This is a genomic window from Streptomyces sp. NPDC002889, assembly GCF_042888425.1.
In the GTDB taxonomy this organism is placed as follows: Bacteria; Actinomycetota; Actinomycetes; order Streptomycetales; family Streptomycetaceae; genus Streptomyces.
The window spans coordinates 137,217-153,030 of sequence record NZ_JBIAPT010000021.1 but is presented as its reverse complement, the minus strand read 5'-3'; the positions used below and the strand labels follow the sequence as shown (position 1 = coordinate 153,030).

The window sequence follows — 15,814 nt, the reverse complement described above, 5'->3', positions numbered from 1 at the left end:
GAGCTACTGAGGGATCATCAGCACGAGCGCCACCGGCCGGTCTCGCTCACGGACAGCCTCCGCGACGCGCTCGCCATGGACGCCGGCGAGCCTCCCAAAAGGCGGTCTCCGTCTGGACGCTCACCGAAGACGACGGCGCGGGGGGTCTGATCAGGGTGTGTGGGCCATCTGGGGGCCAGGATCCCGTCAGTCGGCGCTGGTCAGCCCCTTGCCGATGAGGTTGTTGGCGAGCGACTGCTGACCGCGAAGGATCTCCGCGTGGAAGCGGAAGAGGACCGGGAGACTGTGGCCAGGCGGTGGCCGGTCAGCCAGGACATGAGCACTCGATGACCCACCGTCGGCGGCCGAGACGATCGCTGGACTCGATGCCCTTATGGGCGTTACGGACTCCGATGCGTTTACCCCATCGTCATTTCCGCAGGTGAGGGAGTCGTACCCCTTGTCGGCATGCAGGCGTTGAGGCTTTGAATCGGTCGTGTGGGATTCGTGTCCCATGCGGAATTGGGACAGTATCGGCATCGGCTTCAGCACGGGCGCCGGAGCTGACTCGCCTGCGCGCCGCGGCCACAGAGGGGGCCTTCGACCTGGACTGCGCCCGAGCTCTTCGCGACCTGTCCGATCACCGCATTCGTGCTGCTCGCTCTCAGCCGGAGGCGCACCTCAGCCGTCGGCATCTGGATGCCCGTACTCCGCCCGAAACCCGCCGACGCGGTCCGCCACCAGTGCGAGCCAGGCGCCTGCTGTGTACGACGTCGGCGGTTCAACCTCCATCCCCAACTCGGATACGGCGAGCGCGCAATCGGACTCCTCAAGGCCGAGAGCGAACAGCTCGTGCAGCTCGCCGACGAGGCGGGCCGTGAGCGTGCGGTCGGCCGTGCTGACGTAGTCGCGTACGGCGGAGTCGTGGTCGGCGAATTCGTCGGGCATGTCCTGCGAGAACCAGCCGCCGAGGAACTGGCCGAGCTCGGGGAAGCGGGCGTGCCACTCCCAGTGCGTCTCGGGCATCGCCGCCGGAGGCGGGACCTCGCCCTCCTCGATGCTGCGGCGGATGTGGTCGGCGAGCAGGACCAGCCATTGCTGGATCTCGGCCTCGGGCAGGCCGATGTCCGGCACCGGGTAGAACTCGCCGAGGCGGAGCCGGAGCCGGCCGGGGGGATTCTGGGCGTAGGTGCGGAGCTGCTGCTCCGCGATCGACAGGGCCCAGGGGCGGCTGTGCCAGGTGTGGCGCAGATAGGCCGTGAGGGCCTGGCCGGGCCGTTCGGGGGTGTCGTCGGCGGGCTGGCCGACGTATGCGCTGATCACCTGGTCGAGTTCGCCGTAACGGCGGTCGAACTCCAGGGGCTTCATGGACATGGGCGGGCCTGGGCCTCTACACGTAGATCGGGAAGGTGGTATGCACGGCGAACCCCAGCGCACTCGCCGGCTCACGCCGGAGCACCACCCGGGCGGCCCGCACGTCCACGGGTCCGCGTCCCGCGAGGGCCATGCCCTGGAGCAGGACGCGGCCGACCGGCTCGGTGCGCGAGGGCCAGGCGGCCTCGATGGTGAGGCGGGGGCGGGTGCCCTGGGCGAGCCAGCGGTGGATGGCCTGCTCGTTGCGGGTGACGACCTCCTGGGTGGCCCACTGGGCGGTTTCCCGGTCGGGGTAGGTGGCGGATCGGATGAGCACTGGGTCTTCCCGGTTTGTGTGGGCGGGTCAGATGGATTGGAAGTTCCAGAACATGGCGACTTCGGTGTCATTCACGGCGATCAGACCGGCATCCCAGCCGTAGTGGCTGAACGGGTCGAGACCCGTGACGGGCTGTTTGTAGAAATCAGGACGGTCGCCCTTCCAGCCGATGTTGGAATAGAAGCGGGTACCGTCCGGGAAGCGCGACATGATCACTTCGGCGCAGCGTTCCATGTTGGGCCTGCGCTCGTCCCAGCTCCAGGTCTTGGTCGCGTCCAGGCCGAGGACTCCGAGCAGGACGACCAGCGACCGCGCCGAGGAGCGGGGGAGCTCCGTCACCCGTGCTCGGAAGCGCTCGGCGTCCTCGGGGGTCGAGGGGGTCTCCAGCCAGGGGAACAGCGGATCCTCCCGCCTCTCGTCTTCCCCCTCGTGAGGATCGATGGATTCCCAGCCCCGCGGGTCCAGGGTCTCGAGGCGCATGATCGCCGCGACGTCGAACCACCACTCGTTGTGCTCGCGCTCAGCGACGCCGACGAACGTACAGATGTGCTCGTACAGCCTGAGCGCGTCCGACCAGGTCTCCGCGCCGAGGTCTTCCATCATTTGCTCCATTATTCAGGCGCCGAGGTGTAGATGACGAAGGGAGGGTCGAGGCTGGGGTCGTACCTGAGGCGCGTGGTCACCCCGTGGGAGTCCTGGGCGGGCAAGATCTGGTCTTTCACGATGCGCGAGGTGCGCCCGGTCACGGTCGGTCCCGCGAGCGGGCCTTCGTTCGGCACCGACGGCACGGTGAAAGCCTTCGAAGGTGGCTGTGGTGGCGGATTCTTCAGCCAGTCCTGGATTTCCGACGTGTTCTGGCGGATGCAGTACTGGGTGTACTTCTGCGCCGACTCCAGGTCGGGGAAGGTCGAGGCGGCGAGAACTTTCGCCTTGCCGCCCGCAGTCTTCTCGTCCTCGAGGCGCTGGATGAGCTGTTCATCGGTTTTGCCGACGTGCTTGTCGAGGGTGTGCCCGTCCCCGAGCCCCTCGTTCGTCGCCAGGTCCAGCGAGTACATGTACGGGAAGGGGCTCTCGCCGCTGCGCTGCCAGCTGTGCTCCTTCTTGAACTCGTTGAGCGAGCGCGCGCCGAAGCCCTGGGCCCGGGCGATCTCCGCCTGGTAGGTCGGGGCGCTGAGAATGGCCAGATCCAGCTCCGCGAGTAGGGCGCGGAGTTTGCCGGCTGCCTCATTGAACTCGCGGTGGTAGTTCTCGACCACCGCGTCCACGCCCTCCTTGTCCATGTGGGACCGGAAGATGAGCACGATCGTGCCGACGATCCCGCCGACCACTCTCTTGGTCAGTTCCTTCCAGTCGAAGCTCGGCATCAGGTCATTGACCGTGGCCTTCGTGGCGTTGATGCCGGCTTGTGTGGTGAACTTGGTGGTCTTCTCCCCGACGTCGGACACGTGTTCCAGGATGTCGGCGACCGCGTCCGCGGTCTTCTTCAACACGTCGATGATGGGCCGCCGACCGGACGGCGGGAGGTCCTTGGTGGTCCGCCATTCGCGGCCGCCGGTCTGGTTCCGCTCGCCGTCCTCCCCGCGCTGCCGCCCCCAAGCCGTGGTGCCCCAGATGGTCTGGCCGAAGGCCCGCATGGCGGCCTGCCACTCGCCCCTGTCCTTCGGGTTGGTGATCGTGGCGATGGCGTCGTTGAACTCGTCCGAGGACTTCACGGCCTCGGAGCCGACCTTCCGCCACGCCTTGGCCATGTCCCGGACCTCGTCCTCCTTGATGCCCGGGGTGATCTCGTGGACCTTGCCGAGACGCAGGCCGTCCTCGATGGCCGGCCGGATGACGTCCGCGAGGAAGTCGGGGATCTCGCCGAGCGCGCCGGAGATCCACCACGAGTCGACGTCCTCGCCGGTGCCCGTCCACTTGATCGGGTTGACGGGCCCGTAGGGCGGCGTCTTGTTGATGACGACCGGCTCCGGGCGCCGGGTCGGCTGCGGGCCCTTGCGGCCGCTCGCCTCCCATTCGGCCAGCACATAGTGGTTGGCGGTGAGCGTCAGCCCCACGGCGGCGCCGCCGACGCTGACCACACCCCGGCCCCAGGCCTCCAGGAACTTGGCGGCGACCTGCTGGTACGCCTCGGCGAAGTTGTCGGCGGCCCAGCCGGTCCCGGCGGACTGGTTGTACTTGTTCAGTACGTCGACCAGGCCGAAGGGCCGTTCGGAGTGGTTGAACTGCGCGTCCCGGACCAGGTCCGAGGCGTGGTAGACGTGCACGGGCTGGATGTCGAAGCCCCCGTTCTGCGCGGGGGACGGCGGCGGCGGTCCTGCCATCAGGCGGCCCCCCAGCCGCGCAGCACGGCCTGGTGCGCGGAGGCGTAGGTGAGGTGGCCCTTGACCACCATCTCGTGCAGCCAGGCTTGGGCCGCCTCCAGATCCTGCGCGGACAGATCCCATTTGTCGAGCTCGTCGACAAATGCCTGGCGCGCTTCGCCGTCCCAGGTCAGAACGACCTTTTCCACCCGCGGATAGAGCAGGTCCAGCTTTTCGTTGAGATTCTTGAGGATGTCCTCGAGATCGGCGGAGAGCTTCCGCAGGGTCGCGAAGTCGACTGCTATGTGGTCGTCGTCCGACGACATGTGTCCCCCCGATGTCACAAGTCGGCGATGTGGCTCTGCGGCTTCTGGGGGGCGGGCACCCCGGCGTCCGGGTTCGGCGTGGAGAGTTCGTTTGCCTCGGCGGCCACATCGACCGAGCTCTGGATCTGCCGGAAGCGGTCCATGATGTCCATCTCCTGCTCGGTGAAGCCGTCCCGACTCAGACGAACGGCCTGTTCGAGTGTCTTCATCACCTCACGGAGGCGTACGGCGTCCTCCGCGACCCCTCGGTGGAGAGCCCGGTAGGCCTTGGCCGCGGGACCGCGCCAGCCCGCCTCGATGACGTCGACGATTTCGTCCATGCGCTTGACCTGTTTGTTCAGGTAGTTCTGCATATCGTCGAGATCATTGGCGAGGACGGTCAATTTGTCATTGGATGCTCGGAGTCTGGGTTCCTCCATAAGCTGCTCCCCCTCGCCATCAATTCCGTTGTCACATCGGTGACTTGACGAATCCTATCAATGCACGTTGCACACGGTGGGACGGTGGGACGGTGAGGAGGGAGACGGTGACGGACTCCTGACCCCCACCATCGTGTACGTGCTGCCGTCCAAGGAGCTCACTGAGTCCGCCAACCCAGCTCCTCCCGTCAGCGGCCTCGGCGGCTGCATCCAGCCGCCCGTTTGGGTGTCCCCGGCGGAGATGAGCCACTCCGCGGCCTACCGCCCGAAAGGAGTCCAGCGAGCGTGGCGGAGTCAGGGGAGTGTGGGCCATCTGTGGGCCAGCTCAGGCCTGCAGCCTTGCGCAGCTCCTTCGCGAGGATTCAGCCATCGCGGCGAAGGCCCAACCGCCGGGTAGCGGTCGAGGATCGACAGGACGGCCGGCCACCTTCCGCTTCAGGCGAGCTGAGAATCTGTTACTTCGCGCACTCGCACGCCCTGCTCTACAACAACCCTCGCGACTGACCATGTCTTTGTGCCAGCTTACGTACCGTCCCGGCGTGGTTTGCGGCAAGTAGGAGCGCACAGCCCCGGGCGGGTTCTAGCCTCGGCGGGTGGGGCAACGTGAGGCACGCGCAGGGGCGTTACACGGGGGCATTAGGGGTGGCGGGTAGCGGGAATGCCGCGGGCGGGGTGCGGTTGTTCGTCAGTTACGCGGGGGCAGACCGGGCTTGGGCGGAATGGGTTGCCTGGCAGTTGCAGGATGCCGGGTATGAGGTTGAGTTGGATGCCTGGCACTGGGAGGCGGGGGCGAACGCCGTCCTGCGCATGAACCAGGCCATGGAGCGCGGCCGGATGGTGGCGCTGTTCTCGGTCGCTTACTTCGATCCCGAGCGGTGGACCACTGAGGAGTGGACGGCGGTATTGGCCGGCAGGGAGAAGGGGAGGCTGATTCCCGTGCGGATCGAGGGCGCCACCGCACCACTGATCCTCCGGCCCCTGGTGGCGCCGGCACTGTTCGGACTGGACGAAGAGAAGGCCCGCGAAGCGCTGCTGACCGCGGTGACCGGGCCCGTGCCTCCCAGAGTGTCCCCGGGGTTTCCGGGCGATGGCGGGACAGGGCGGTTGCGCAATATGGGGGCGAAAGGCCCACGGCTGCCGGGAACCCTGCCCCGGGTGTGGAACGTGCCGGCCCGCAACGCCGGGTTCGTCGGACGCGACGGCACGCTGGTCGACGTCCGCACCCGGCTTGCGGGCGGCCAGCCGGTGGCGGTGCTGGCGCTGGACGGCCGGGGCGGGGTCGGCAAGACCCAGCCGGCCACGGAGTACGCGCACCGCTTCTGTGGAGAGTACGAGCTGGTGTGGTGGGTGCGGGCGGAGGATCCCGCTCTGATTCCCGACCAGTTCGCCCGGCTGGCCGTCGCTGCGGGCGCTGCGCAGCGGGATGAGCCTGCTGAGGATGCGGTGCAGGCACTATGGGCGGAGCTGCGCTCCCGGGCCCGCTGGCTGACCGTCTTCGACAACGCCGAGGACCCGGCGGAGCTGGCCAATCTTCTGCCGTCCGGGCCGGGGCATGTGCTGATCACTTCCCGCAACCCACGCTGGTACGGCCTGGCCTCCCCTTTGGGCGTTGACGTGCTCGCGCGTCGGGAGTCTGTGACCCTGCTGCGCACCCGGACGCCGGGCTTGTCGGAAGCGGATGCGAAGCGGCTGGCCGAGGCCTTGGGACGACCTGCCGCTGGCCCTGGCCAGGCAGCCGAACTCCTGACAACGATGACCGTGGACTCGTATCTGGGCCTGTTGGTCAACAATGCCAGTGAGGCGACCGATGGGGGACCCCGCTGGGGTATCCGCGCTCGCTGGCCGCTCAGATTCGGCTGAGCACTCGACGTTTGCGCGCTCAGGACCCGGAAGCGGCTGACGTGTTGGATGCCTGCGCGCTGCTGGCTCCCGAGCCCTTTTCTCTGCACGCATGCACCGCGCAGGAGGCTGAGGACACGTCACCCATGGATCGGGTTTTGGCGGAGCTGCGCACGAGGAACCGCATCCTGTCGACGCTGCACCAGCACGGGCTGGCCCGCGTGTCGGCCGGCAATCTGCAACTGCACCGCCTCACCCAGGCCGTTCTCAAGGACCAACTCTCCCCCGAGGAATGTGCCGCCGCTGCACGCAATGCCGGCGTCCTGCTGGCCGCGGCATCTCCCAGCAGTGGGATAGACCCTGCTGCCTGGCCTCGCTGGCCCGACCTTCTGCCCCATCTGCTGGCCATCGACCCGGCCGACCTGGCCACCGCCGACGCCCGCTATGCAGCATGTGAAGCGTGCCTGTACCTCCTGAACCGCGGTAGCACCCAGGCCGTCCTGCCCCGGCTGCGAGAACTCCACCAGACATGGACCGCGCTGCTGGACTCCGACCACACTCACACCTGGTGGGCCGCCAACTACCTGGCCCAGGCATACGCCGCCGTTGGCAACCATGACCAGGCCTATGCGGTGCACAGCGACCTACAGCGATCAGCGCGAGCGGGATCGCCACCAGCCCGCGGCGCAATGGCTGCTCCAGAAGGTGGTCCGCCGACAAGCGACGAAAACGCATATGTCGCTCCTGCCCCCTGCTTGGCTGTGCATGTTCCCGGGACAGCAGCCGCCGACCGGGCTGGAGGTGTCCAGGGTGCGGGGGGTTGGGCCGACCCGGCGTGGAGGATCAGGGGGCTGCGCCGCGCGCCACCCGCTACGGGCACGCCCACCTGGGCGTGCGTACCGATGCGCGCCCGGCCGACGCCGCCTGGTGGGACACCGAACGATCGGGTTGCGAAGGCGTCGAAGACCCCAGTTGAGGGCCGGCACCCGCAATCATGGGAGCAAGCACTCACGCGGAGGCGCCCACGGCCAGGTCGTCACGATGGATCTGTGGTGGGCCGTCAGGGCGAGGGGGACGCCGAGGCGGGCGGCGCAGGTGGCAGGTTGTAGACGTTGTCGGGCGTCACGATGGTGGTGATGGCCTTCGCGAAGAGCGTGCTGGTCTCGTTGCCCTGGTAGGGAATGTCCGTGTTGCTGAGCACCACCAGGGTCGCCTTCGCCGCGGGCAGGTAGACAGCCACTGTCTGGTAGCCGGGGATCGAACCGTTGTGCCCGAGCCAGCCGTGATTGTCGAAGATGCCGAGGCCGTATCCGGTCCCGGGGTAGCCGGTGGGCAGAGTACGCAGTCGCTGGGCCTGCGTGGCGGGCTCAAGAAGTGTGCCCGTGGCGACAATGCGTGCCCACTCGCGCAGGTCGGACAGGTCCGAGATCATCGCTCCGGCGGCCCAGGCCCAGGACGGGTCCCAGTCGGTCGCGTCCGCGACCCTGCCGTTCAGCGTCTGGTTGGTGTAGCCGTGTGCGTGCGGATCCGGGAACTCGGTCCCGGTGGGAAAGAGTGTGTGGTCCAGGTGACTCGGATCCAGCACCTGCTGTTCCAGGTAGTCGGCAAGGCTTTGGCCGCTCGCCTTCTCCACGACCAGGCCGAGCAGGATCAGGTTCGTGTTGGAGTACTCGAACTTCTCCCCCGGCTGGAAATTCGGGGAGTGCTTGAAGCTGTAGTCGAGCAGTTCCTGCGGTGTGAAGCGCCGGTCGGGGTCGGAGAGGAAGGCCTTGTCGAAATCGGCGTCCTCGCTGTACGAGAACAGCCCGCTGCGCATCTCGGCCAGTTGGCGCAGGGTGATCCGGTCTCCGTTGGGGACGTCGTCCACGTATTTCGACACCGGGTCGTCGAGACCGACCTTCCCCGCATCCACCAGGCGCAGGACGCCGGTCACGGTGAAGGTCTTCGTCTCGCTGCCGATCCGCATGCGCAGACCGTCCGACATGGCGGTGTCGTTGCTCTTGTCGGCGACACCGAACGCGCGGACGTAGTTGCCCTTTCCCGGAACCCACAGCCCCACGATGACGCCGGGCACCCCCGCCTGACGCATCGTCCGGGTGACGGCTTTGTCCAGTTGGTCCGACACCGCGGGAGTCAGTTTGCGCACGGAGGCGCTGGGAGAAGGGCTCACGGATGTCGCGGCTGCCGCGGCCGGCGGGGCGGACGTCGAGGTGCTGGTGCACGCCGTGAACGTCAGCAGCCCCGCGGCGGCGAGTGCCGCCACCGCGATCCGGCGGTATGCCTTCGTCGTGAACAGGCGTCGCTCGGGCGTGCGCGTCATCTCAGGTGCCTCTTTCGGCCGTGAGGACAGTGCTTGCCGTGGCACGCAAGTACAGGGAGGGCGCGGACAGCGGACGCGTGCCGTGCACAACGTACGTCGCGGGTACGCGTGTGCCGGCGAGACCGGGCCCGCACTGACCCGTTCGGCAGCGGGCAGAAACGAGGCACGCACGATCCGTCCGCCATATGGCCGACGCAGCGGCGGGCCGATGCGCGGGCCGGAGGCGCAGCAGCAGAGACACGAGGCGCCGCCGCGGCCTGAAGGGGCAGGGGCGGCGCCTCGACGGCGCCGCCGTGCGTGATCCGTGTCATCCGCGATGTCCCGCGTTGAGGCGGGCGGCCGAGGCGATCGTCGCGCGCGCCTCGTGTTCCGTGAGGCCCGCTCGGATCGCCGCCTCGGTGAGGGCATCCGCGAGTGCATCGCCGAAGCCGTTCTCGTATGCACGGCAGGCCGCCCAGAACAGACGGGTGTTGCGTTGGCCCTCCTGTGCCGCGAGCACGAACTGGACGAGCCCCTGGCCCTGACGCGCGGTGGGGCGTGGGGGTGCCACGTGGTGGTGGGGGCGCGCTGGGGGCGTGATCAGGCGCAGCAGCGCGCGCGGGCAGGGCGCGGGAGGCAGTTCGGCAGTGCCGGCGGCCAGCCGGTACGCGCCGTGGGCGGTGACCGAGCCCGGGCCGACGAGGTAGCCGCCGGCGCCGCGGATGTCGATGCCGGGGGCGAGTCGGCTCGCCGAGTTCGGGACGACGACGTCGGGCGGGCCGGTCAGCCACAGGTGGCGTCCGCCGCTCGGGGTGAGCACCGTGACCGTCTCGGGGATCGTGAACAGGTGCTGCAGCGCCAGATGCCGGAGCGCGGCCGCGGAGTCGGTCGGCGACTTGGTGTCGAGGTCGATGCCGATCAGATGGTGAGGGGGCCGTCCGCAGGCGATGCCGTAGCCCGTGGCCCACGGCGCGGCCGCGAAGAGAGCGCGCACACCCGCGGGGTCGCTGGTGGCGTCGTGGACGCCGTGGCCCGGGAGGCCGCATTCGCCGCGGCACAGGACCGGCTCGGGGGCGTCGCGGTGGGGAGAGCGCAGGGCGGGGAGCTTCGTGGGGGACAGCGGGATCACGGGGAGACCGCGCTCGGCGGCACACAGAGCGTGGGCGAGGGCCAGGGTGGCGGTCTGCCGGTCGGTGATGGCCATGGAATTATTTTCGTACAGACGTTCGAAGAAAGGAAGGGGGTCGGGGTGGGCGGAGGGGGTGAGCGGAATGCGCCGTAACGCTTCACCTCTTGCGGTGCCCGATGTCCAGGTGTCTGTTGCGGCTGGGTGCAGCTCTGTGGACAAGGAGGGGGTTTATCGACTTGTCCTCACGCTTGAGGGGGAATCGGGGAGTCCAAGGTGGTTCACGGGGATCGCGTGGGCAATTCTGATCTCGCGACGTCGAGACCAAGATCCGGGGCGGTCGGCCAACTGCCCTGAAAAGCCGCACTTGAGCAGTACCGGTTCCTGGAGGAAAAGATCATGGCACGTGTCCGTCCCGCTCGAATCCTCGCCTCTCTCGCCGCTCTGCCTCTCACTGCCGCACTGTTCACCGGAGTCGCCCAGGCCGACCTCGGTGGCGTCGCGGACGACGGGTCGGACGTGGCGGTGGCCACGCTCGTCGGCAGCGGTGTCGGAGCCGGCAACAGCGGCAACTCGACCACCACCCAGCAGGTGGCGACGGGCTCGGGCGCGAGCAACCAGAACAACACGGCAAGCGTGAACGGCTTCGGCTTCACGGCCCTCGACCAGGACAGCCTGGCTGTGAACTTCTCCCCCCTGTGGTGACCGCCGGCCCGAGGGGGTGAGGTAAGGGGGAACGAGCGCCTGCGCGGCGGCACTTCGGTGCCGTCCCGCAGGCGCTTGCATGTTGACAGGGAACCCAGAACTGACGGACAGTCAGAAACCTCTGATCCGTGCGCCTGGGAGGCGGCCGCCGTGCACCTCGCCCCGACGGAGCGACAGCAGCAGCTGCGCACCGAACTCCGTACGTACTTCCACGATGTGATGCCGGACGGGCCCCCGCCCCCCGAGGACCACGCAGCGCAGCGGAGGCTGCTGCGCAGAATCGGCGCCGACGCCATGCTCGGGCTGGGCTGGCCCGTCGAGTACGGGGGCCAGGGCCGCGGACCCGACGAGCAGTTCGTGTTCTTCGACGAGGCCTACCGGGCCGGTGCCCCTGTCTCCATGGTCACGCTGAACACGGTCGGACCGACGCTGATGACATACGGGACCCCACAGCAGAGGGCCTTCTTCCTGCCCCGCATCCTCGCGGGCGACGTCGTCTTCGCGATCGGCTACAGCGAGCCGGAGGCAGGGACCGATCTGGCCTCCCTGCGCACCCGCGCCGTACGGGACGGCGACAGCTGGGTGGTCGAGGGGCAGAAGGTCTTCACCAGCAACGGCCAGAACGCGGACTGGATCTGGCTCGCCTGCCGCACCGACCCTCACGCACCCAAGCACAAGGGCATCTCGATCATCCTGGTGCCGACGGATGCGCCGGGGTTCGCCTGGACCCCGATCGAGACCGTGGGCGGACTGACCACGACCACGACGTACTACGACGGGATACGGGTGCCAGCCACCAACCTGGTCGGGGAGGAGAACGGCGGCTGGGGGCTGATCACCAACCAGCTCAACCACGAGCGGGTGGCGCTGGCCGCGATCGGGATGCAGGCCGAGGACTTCTACGAGGCGGCGCTCGCGCGGGCGCGTACGCCCGATCCAGCGACGGGTGCTCGTCGCATTGACGAGTGCTGGGTGCAATTCCGAGCGGCCGAAGTGCATGCCCGGCTGGCGGCGACACGCCTGCTCAACTGGCGTTTGGTGGGGGAGGTGGGGGACGTGGGGGCGGCTCGGGCGACGCCCGGAGAGGCGAGCGGCGTGAAGTTCGCTGGAACCGAATCCGCGGTCGAGGTGTATCGAATGTGCCAGGAAATCGCGGGGGAGGCGGGGCTGATCCGGGCCGGGTCACCCGGCTCGCTCGGCATCGGGACTCCGCAGGAGGGGGAGCTGGAGCGGATGAACAGAGCGGCACAGATCAACACCTTCGGGGGCGGCGTGAGTGAGGTGCAGAAGGAGATCGTCGCGACGATGCGGCTCGGCATGAAGAGGGGGAAGAGGTGACCCGCACCGATGCGGAAGCAATCCGTGCCGGCGTGGGCACCGGCACGGATGCCGAGACGCTGTACGGACGGCTCAGGGCGTACGAGGGGCGGGCGGCCGTCACCGAAGGCGCGGGAAAGGACCTGGTCAACGAGCCGATGATCAGGCATTGGTGCGAGGCGGTGGGGGATGCGAACCCGGCGTACCGGGGTCCGGATGCCGTCGCGCCGCCGACCATGCTGCAGGCGTGGACCATGGGCGGGCTGTCCGGGCACAGCGGCCGGACCGCCGCACAGGACGAGCTGTTCGAGCTGCTCGACGGAGCGGGATTCACGTCGGTCGTCGCGACCGACTGCGAGCAGGAGTATCTGCGACCCCTGCGTCCCGGCGACCGGATCACCTTCGACACCGTGATCGAGTCGGTGTCCGAGCGCAAGAACACCAAGCTGGGCACCGGATACTTCGTCACCACACGGATGGACGTGCGAGCCGACGGCAGGCTCGCCGGTACGCACCGCTTCCGCATCCTCAAGTACGCGCCGGCCGTCCGGAAAGCGAAGGGCAAGCGGCCCCGGCCGGTGATCAACAGGGACAACGCCGGATTCTGGGATGGTGTGGCCGCCCACCGGCTGCTGATCCAGCGGTGCGAGGGGTGCGGGACCCTGCGGTTCCCCTGGCTGCCGGGATGCGTGGCCTGCGGATCGCTCGAATGGGACACGGTCGAGGCGAGCGGAGCAGGCACGGTCTTCTCGTACGTCGTGATGCACCACCCGCCCTTCCCGGCCTTCGATCCGCCCTATGCAGTGGGTTTGATCGAACTGGCCGAGGGCGTACGGATCGTGAGCAACGTCGTCGGGGTGCCGTACGACAAGGTGCGCGTCGGCATGCCGGTCGAGGTGGAGTTCCTCAGGGTGGACGAGGAGTGGGAGCTCCCGGTCTTCCGGGGCGCGCAAGCGCACCTGGGCGGAGGCGGGAGCTGACATGGACTTCACACCCACGGACGAGCAGGAGGCCGCGCGGCGGCTGGCTGCGCGGATCTTCGGGGATCTTGCGACCCATGAGCGGCTGGCCGCGGCGGGAAGCGGCAGCGACGCCGAGTTGTGGAAGGCGCTGAGCACCGCGGGGCTGATGGGTGCGGTGGAGGAGACCGGCCTCCTCGGGCTGGTGCTGCTCCTGGAGGAACAGGGACGGACGACGGCGCAGACACCGTTCGCCGCGAGCTGCGTGTACGGGCTGCTGGCGGTGTCGGCCCATGGTTCCGACGAGCAGCGGGCGCGGCTGCTGCCGGGGCTGCGCGACGGTACGGCGGTGGTGGCCGGGGCGTTTCCGCTGTGCGGAGCAGCCGTGCGGGCGGACGCGGAGGGACGGCTGACCGGCGTCGTTCCGTACGTCCCTTGGATGCGCGACGCCACCCATGTACTGGTCCCCGCGATCGAGTCCGGGCGGGCAGGACCGCTCCGGGCAGGGCCGGAGCGGGCCGAGTCCGAGAGGGGCGGGCTTCGCACGGGCGCCGGCTGCTTCCTGCTGGAAACGGCGGAGCTGAGCGTCGAGCCCGTCGAGCTGACCGCTCCCTGGGCGGCCGGTCGGCTCGTGCTCGACGGCATACGAGCCGAGCGCGTCGGCGGGCCCGATGCGTATGACGACGTGCTCGCCATGAGCCGTGTCGCCTTCGCCGGACTGCAGGCAGGGGTGTGCGCGGGATCCCTCGCGCGTGCCGTCGAACACACGTCGGTCCGTGAGCAGTTCGGACGGCCCCTGTCCACCAACCAGGGGGTGCTGCTGCGCGCGGCCGACGCGCACATGGACACGGAGGCGATACGGGTCACTGCCTACCAGGCGGCCTGGCGGCGCGACGAGCGGCTGCCGTACGCCACGCATGCGCTCACCGCGGCCTGGTGGGCGTCGGAGGCCGGCAAGCGTGTAGTGCACGCGGGCCAGCATCTGCACGGCGGTACGGGCGCGGACCTGGACCATCCCGTCCACCGGCACTTTCTGTGGGGCCGCCAACTGGACGCCTATCTGGGCTGCGGCAGTCAAATCCTGTCGGAGCTGGGGGCGTTGATCGCGAGGGAGGAGCCGGCATGAGTACGGGACACCCACCGGGCACCCCGGTGAGTGCGGTTCACATCGGTATGGAGCTGCCGCCGTTCACCGTCCCCATCACCCGCACCCTGATCGTCGCCGGGGCCCTGGCGTCCCGGGACTACCAGGATGTCCATCACGACGCGGAACTCGCGAAAGGGAAGGGCTCGCCGGACATCTTCATGAACATCCTGACGACCAACGGCCTGGTCGGGCGATACATCACCGACTGCTTGGGGGAGCATGCCGTGCTGCGCAAGGTCGCCATACGGCTCGGGGTACCCAACTACCCGGGGGACACCATGGTGTTGAGGGGCGCGGTCAGTGCCATGGACGGGGCGACGGCCGAGGTGCGGGTCATCGGGACCAACGGCGTCGGCAACCATGTCACCGGCACGGTGACCGTGATCCTCCCGGAGGACGGCGTATGAGTATCCGGAGTCGGGACTCCCTCGGTGGCAGGGCGGCCATCGTCGGTATCGGGGCGACGGAGTTCTCCAAGGATTCCGGGCGCAGCGAGCTCAAGCTGGCCGTCGAGGCGGTGCAGGCCGCGCTCGACGACGCTGGCCTCTCCCCCTGCGACGTCGACGGCCTGGTCACCTTCACCATGGACACGAGCCCCGAGATCACGGTCGCCCAGGCGGCGGGCATCGGTGAGCTCTCCTTCTTCTCCCGAATCCACTACGGCGGCGGCGCGGCCTGCGCCACCGTTCAGCAGGCCGCGCTCGCAGTCGCCACCGGGACAGCAGAAGTAGTTGTCTGCTACCGGGCGTTCAACGAGCGCTCGGTCCGGCGCTTCGGCTCCGGGGTGCAGCAGCGGGAGCCTTCCGCCGAAGGTGCGGCGCTCGGCTGGAACCTCCCCTTCGGACTGCTCACGCCGGCTTCCTGGGTGGCCATGGCGGCCCAGCGGTATCTGCACACGTTCGGACTGACGCCCGAGGCGTTCGGCCATGTCGCAGTCACCGACCGCCGGTACGCGGCGAACAACCCCGCCGCGTACTTCTACGGGAGGCCGATCACCCTCGCCGAGCATGCGGCGTCGCGCTGGATCGTGGAGCCGCTGCGGCTGCTGGACTGCTGCCAGGAGACCGACGGCGGTCAGGCGATCGTCGTCACCAGCACCGAGCGGGCCCGCGATCTGCCGCACGCGCCCGCGGTGATCGTCGCCGCCGCGCAGGGTGCGGGCCGGGCGCAGGAGCAGATGACCAGCTTCTACCGCGACGATCTCATCGGGCTGCCGGAGACGGGAGTGGTCGCCCGGCAGCTGTGGCGGACCTCGGGACTCACGCCCGGCGACATCGATGTGGGCATTCTCTACGACCACTTCACGCCGTTCGTGCTGATGCAGCTGGAGGAGTTCGGGTTCTGCAAGCCGGGCGAGGCGGCGGAGTTCGTGGCCGCGGACGCCCTCCCGCTCAATACGCACGGGGGACAGTTGGGGGAGGCCTATCTGCATGGCATGAACGGCATCGCGGAGGCGGTCAGACAGCTGCGCGGCACGTCCGCGAACCAGATACCGGGTGTGGCAAGGACCCTGGTCACCGCGGGCACGGGTGTCCCCACTTCCGGGCTGATCCTCGGCGCGGATGACATATGAACGCGCCGCGGACCGGAGCAGGGACGCGCCTTGCGGACGGCCGTCGCCCGTATTCGACCCTGAGGAGGCCTCCACCTTCAGGAGGTTCGGCCGGTGCCGGCCCTACAACCTGAGAGGGACAAGGCTTCGGGACCT

Annotated in this window: 15 protein-coding genes and 1 pseudogene; 7 read left to right on the top strand and 9 right to left on the bottom strand. The window is 68.8% G+C overall.

Going from position 1 to position 15,814, the window contains the following annotated elements; all coding sequences use genetic code 11:
- Positions 1-293: 293 nt before the first annotated feature.
- From ACFYWI_RS28655 to ACFYWI_RS28625, 7 genes and pseudogenes are all read right to left on the bottom strand, one after another.
- Positions 294-555, bottom strand: a pseudogene (locus ACFYWI_RS28655) (IS5/IS1182 family transposase); the annotation flags it as partial.
- Between the two features lie 105 nt (positions 556-660).
- The gene (locus ACFYWI_RS28650; protein ID WP_389237952.1) at positions 661-1,353 is read right to left on the bottom strand and encodes a contact-dependent growth inhibition system immunity protein; all 693 of its coding nucleotides are present in this window, start codon (positions 1,351-1,353) and stop codon (positions 661-663) included.
- Positions 1,354-1,369: 16 nt separating this feature from the next.
- Positions 1,370-1,669: an RNase A-like domain-containing protein gene (locus tag ACFYWI_RS28645; RefSeq protein ID WP_389237950.1), complete on the bottom strand. Its 300-nt coding sequence runs from the start codon at positions 1,667-1,669 to the stop codon at positions 1,370-1,372.
- Positions 1,670-1,696: 27 nt separating this feature from the next.
- Complete coding sequence (locus ACFYWI_RS28640; RefSeq protein WP_389237948.1) at positions 1,697-2,272, bottom strand: hypothetical protein; 576 nt, start codon at positions 2,270-2,272, stop codon at positions 1,697-1,699.
- Positions 2,273-2,280: 8 nt separating this feature from the next.
- Complete coding sequence (locus ACFYWI_RS28635) at positions 2,281-3,990, bottom strand: RNase A-like domain-containing protein (RefSeq protein ID WP_389237946.1); 1,710 nt, start codon at positions 3,988-3,990, stop codon at positions 2,281-2,283.
- Positions 3,990-4,295 (bottom strand): WXG100 family type VII secretion target, encoded by a 306-nt coding sequence (locus ACFYWI_RS28630; protein ID WP_389237944.1) that lies wholly within the window; start codon positions 4,293-4,295, stop codon positions 3,990-3,992. Before ACFYWI_RS28630 ends, ACFYWI_RS28635 begins: the two co-directional genes overlap by 1 nt.
- A 14-nt stretch (positions 4,296-4,309) precedes the next feature.
- On the bottom strand, positions 4,310-4,714 hold the full coding sequence (locus ACFYWI_RS28625; RefSeq protein ID WP_389237942.1) for a WXG100 family type VII secretion target: 405 nt from the start codon (positions 4,712-4,714) through the stop codon (positions 4,310-4,312).
- Between the two features lie 672 nt (positions 4,715-5,386).
- Between ACFYWI_RS28625 and ACFYWI_RS28620 the strand changes: the two genes are divergently transcribed.
- Complete coding sequence (locus ACFYWI_RS28620; protein WP_389237940.1) at positions 5,387-6,574, top strand: TIR domain-containing protein; 1,188 nt, start codon at positions 5,387-5,389, stop codon at positions 6,572-6,574.
- Between the two features lie 1,039 nt (positions 6,575-7,613).
- On the opposite strand, the gene ACFYWI_RS28615 is transcribed toward ACFYWI_RS28620, so the two are convergent.
- Both ACFYWI_RS28615 and ACFYWI_RS28610 read right to left on the bottom strand, forming a co-directional pair.
- Positions 7,614-8,873 (bottom strand): serine hydrolase domain-containing protein, encoded by a 1,260-nt coding sequence (locus tag ACFYWI_RS28615; protein WP_389237938.1) that lies wholly within the window; start codon positions 8,871-8,873, stop codon positions 7,614-7,616.
- Positions 8,874-9,180: 307 nt separating this feature from the next.
- Positions 9,181-10,056: a bifunctional DNA primase/polymerase gene (locus ACFYWI_RS28610; RefSeq protein ID WP_389237936.1), complete on the bottom strand. Its 876-nt coding sequence runs from the start codon at positions 10,054-10,056 to the stop codon at positions 9,181-9,183.
- A gap of 321 nt (positions 10,057-10,377) precedes the next feature.
- On the opposite strand from ACFYWI_RS28610, the gene ACFYWI_RS28605 reads away from it, so the two are divergent.
- The 6 genes from ACFYWI_RS28605 to ACFYWI_RS28580 all read left to right on the top strand — a co-directional run bounded on the left by ACFYWI_RS28605 (position 10,378) and on the right by ACFYWI_RS28580 (position 15,679).
- Entirely contained in the window at positions 10,378-10,683 is a 306-nt protein-coding gene (locus ACFYWI_RS28605; RefSeq protein ID WP_389237934.1) for a hypothetical protein, read from the top strand.
- 150 nt (positions 10,684-10,833) lie between these two features.
- The gene (locus ACFYWI_RS28600; RefSeq protein ID WP_389237932.1) at positions 10,834-12,021 is read left to right on the top strand and encodes an acyl-CoA dehydrogenase family protein; all 1,188 of its coding nucleotides are present in this window, start codon (positions 10,834-10,836) and stop codon (positions 12,019-12,021) included.
- Between the two features lie 20 nt (positions 12,022-12,041).
- A complete protein-coding gene (locus ACFYWI_RS28595; protein WP_389237968.1) occupies positions 12,042-12,980 on the top strand; it encodes a bifunctional MaoC family dehydratase N-terminal/OB-fold nucleic acid binding domain-containing protein in 939 nt (312 codons plus the stop codon).
- Between the two features lies 1 nt (position 12,981).
- Positions 12,982-14,085: an acyl-CoA dehydrogenase family protein gene (locus ACFYWI_RS28590; protein WP_389237930.1), complete on the top strand. Its 1,104-nt coding sequence runs from the start codon at positions 12,982-12,984 to the stop codon at positions 14,083-14,085.
- Positions 14,082-14,513, top strand: coding sequence for a MaoC/PaaZ C-terminal domain-containing protein (locus ACFYWI_RS28585; RefSeq protein WP_389237928.1), 432 nt, complete (start codon positions 14,082-14,084; stop codon positions 14,511-14,513). The genes ACFYWI_RS28590 and ACFYWI_RS28585 overlap by 4 nt, the downstream gene beginning before the upstream one ends.
- Positions 14,510-15,679, top strand: a complete 1,170-nt coding sequence (locus ACFYWI_RS28580) for a lipid-transfer protein (protein WP_389237926.1) — start codon at positions 14,510-14,512, stop codon at positions 15,677-15,679. Before ACFYWI_RS28585 ends, ACFYWI_RS28580 begins: the two co-directional genes overlap by 4 nt.
- Positions 15,680-15,814: the final 135 nt, after the last annotated feature.

What these genes read in the sequence shown, in the direction of transcription:
- ACFYWI_RS28585 (WP_389237928.1), top strand. Translation starts at nt 14,082, where the DNA reads ATGAGTACGGGACACCCACCGGGCACCCCGGTGAGTGCGGTTCACATC.
- ACFYWI_RS28640 (WP_389237948.1), bottom strand. Translation starts at nt 2,272, where the DNA reads ATGATGGAAGACCTCGGCGCGGAGACCTGGTCGGACGCGCTCAGGCTG.
- ACFYWI_RS28580 (WP_389237926.1), top strand. Translation starts at nt 14,510, where the DNA reads ATGAGTATCCGGAGTCGGGACTCCCTCGGTGGCAGGGCGGCCATCGTC.
- ACFYWI_RS28615 (WP_389237938.1), bottom strand. Translation starts at nt 8,873, where the DNA reads ATGACGCGCACGCCCGAGCGACGCCTGTTCACGACGAAGGCATACCGC.
- ACFYWI_RS28625 (WP_389237942.1), bottom strand. Translation starts at nt 4,714, where the DNA reads ATGGAGGAACCCAGACTCCGAGCATCCAATGACAAATTGACCGTCCTC.
- ACFYWI_RS28650 (WP_389237952.1), bottom strand. Translation starts at nt 1,353, where the DNA reads ATGTCCATGAAGCCCCTGGAGTTCGACCGCCGTTACGGCGAACTCGAC.
- ACFYWI_RS28630 (WP_389237944.1), bottom strand. Translation starts at nt 4,295, where the DNA reads ATGTCGTCGGACGACGACCACATAGCAGTCGACTTCGCGACCCTGCGG.
- ACFYWI_RS28610 (WP_389237936.1), bottom strand. Translation starts at nt 10,056, where the DNA reads ATGGCCATCACCGACCGGCAGACCGCCACCCTGGCCCTCGCCCACGCT.
- ACFYWI_RS28590 (WP_389237930.1), top strand. Translation starts at nt 12,982, where the DNA reads ATGGACTTCACACCCACGGACGAGCAGGAGGCCGCGCGGCGGCTGGCT.
- ACFYWI_RS28605 (WP_389237934.1), top strand. Translation starts at nt 10,378, where the DNA reads ATGGCACGTGTCCGTCCCGCTCGAATCCTCGCCTCTCTCGCCGCTCTG.
- ACFYWI_RS28635 (WP_389237946.1), bottom strand. Translation starts at nt 3,990, where the DNA reads ATGGCAGGACCGCCGCCGCCGTCCCCCGCGCAGAACGGGGGCTTCGAC.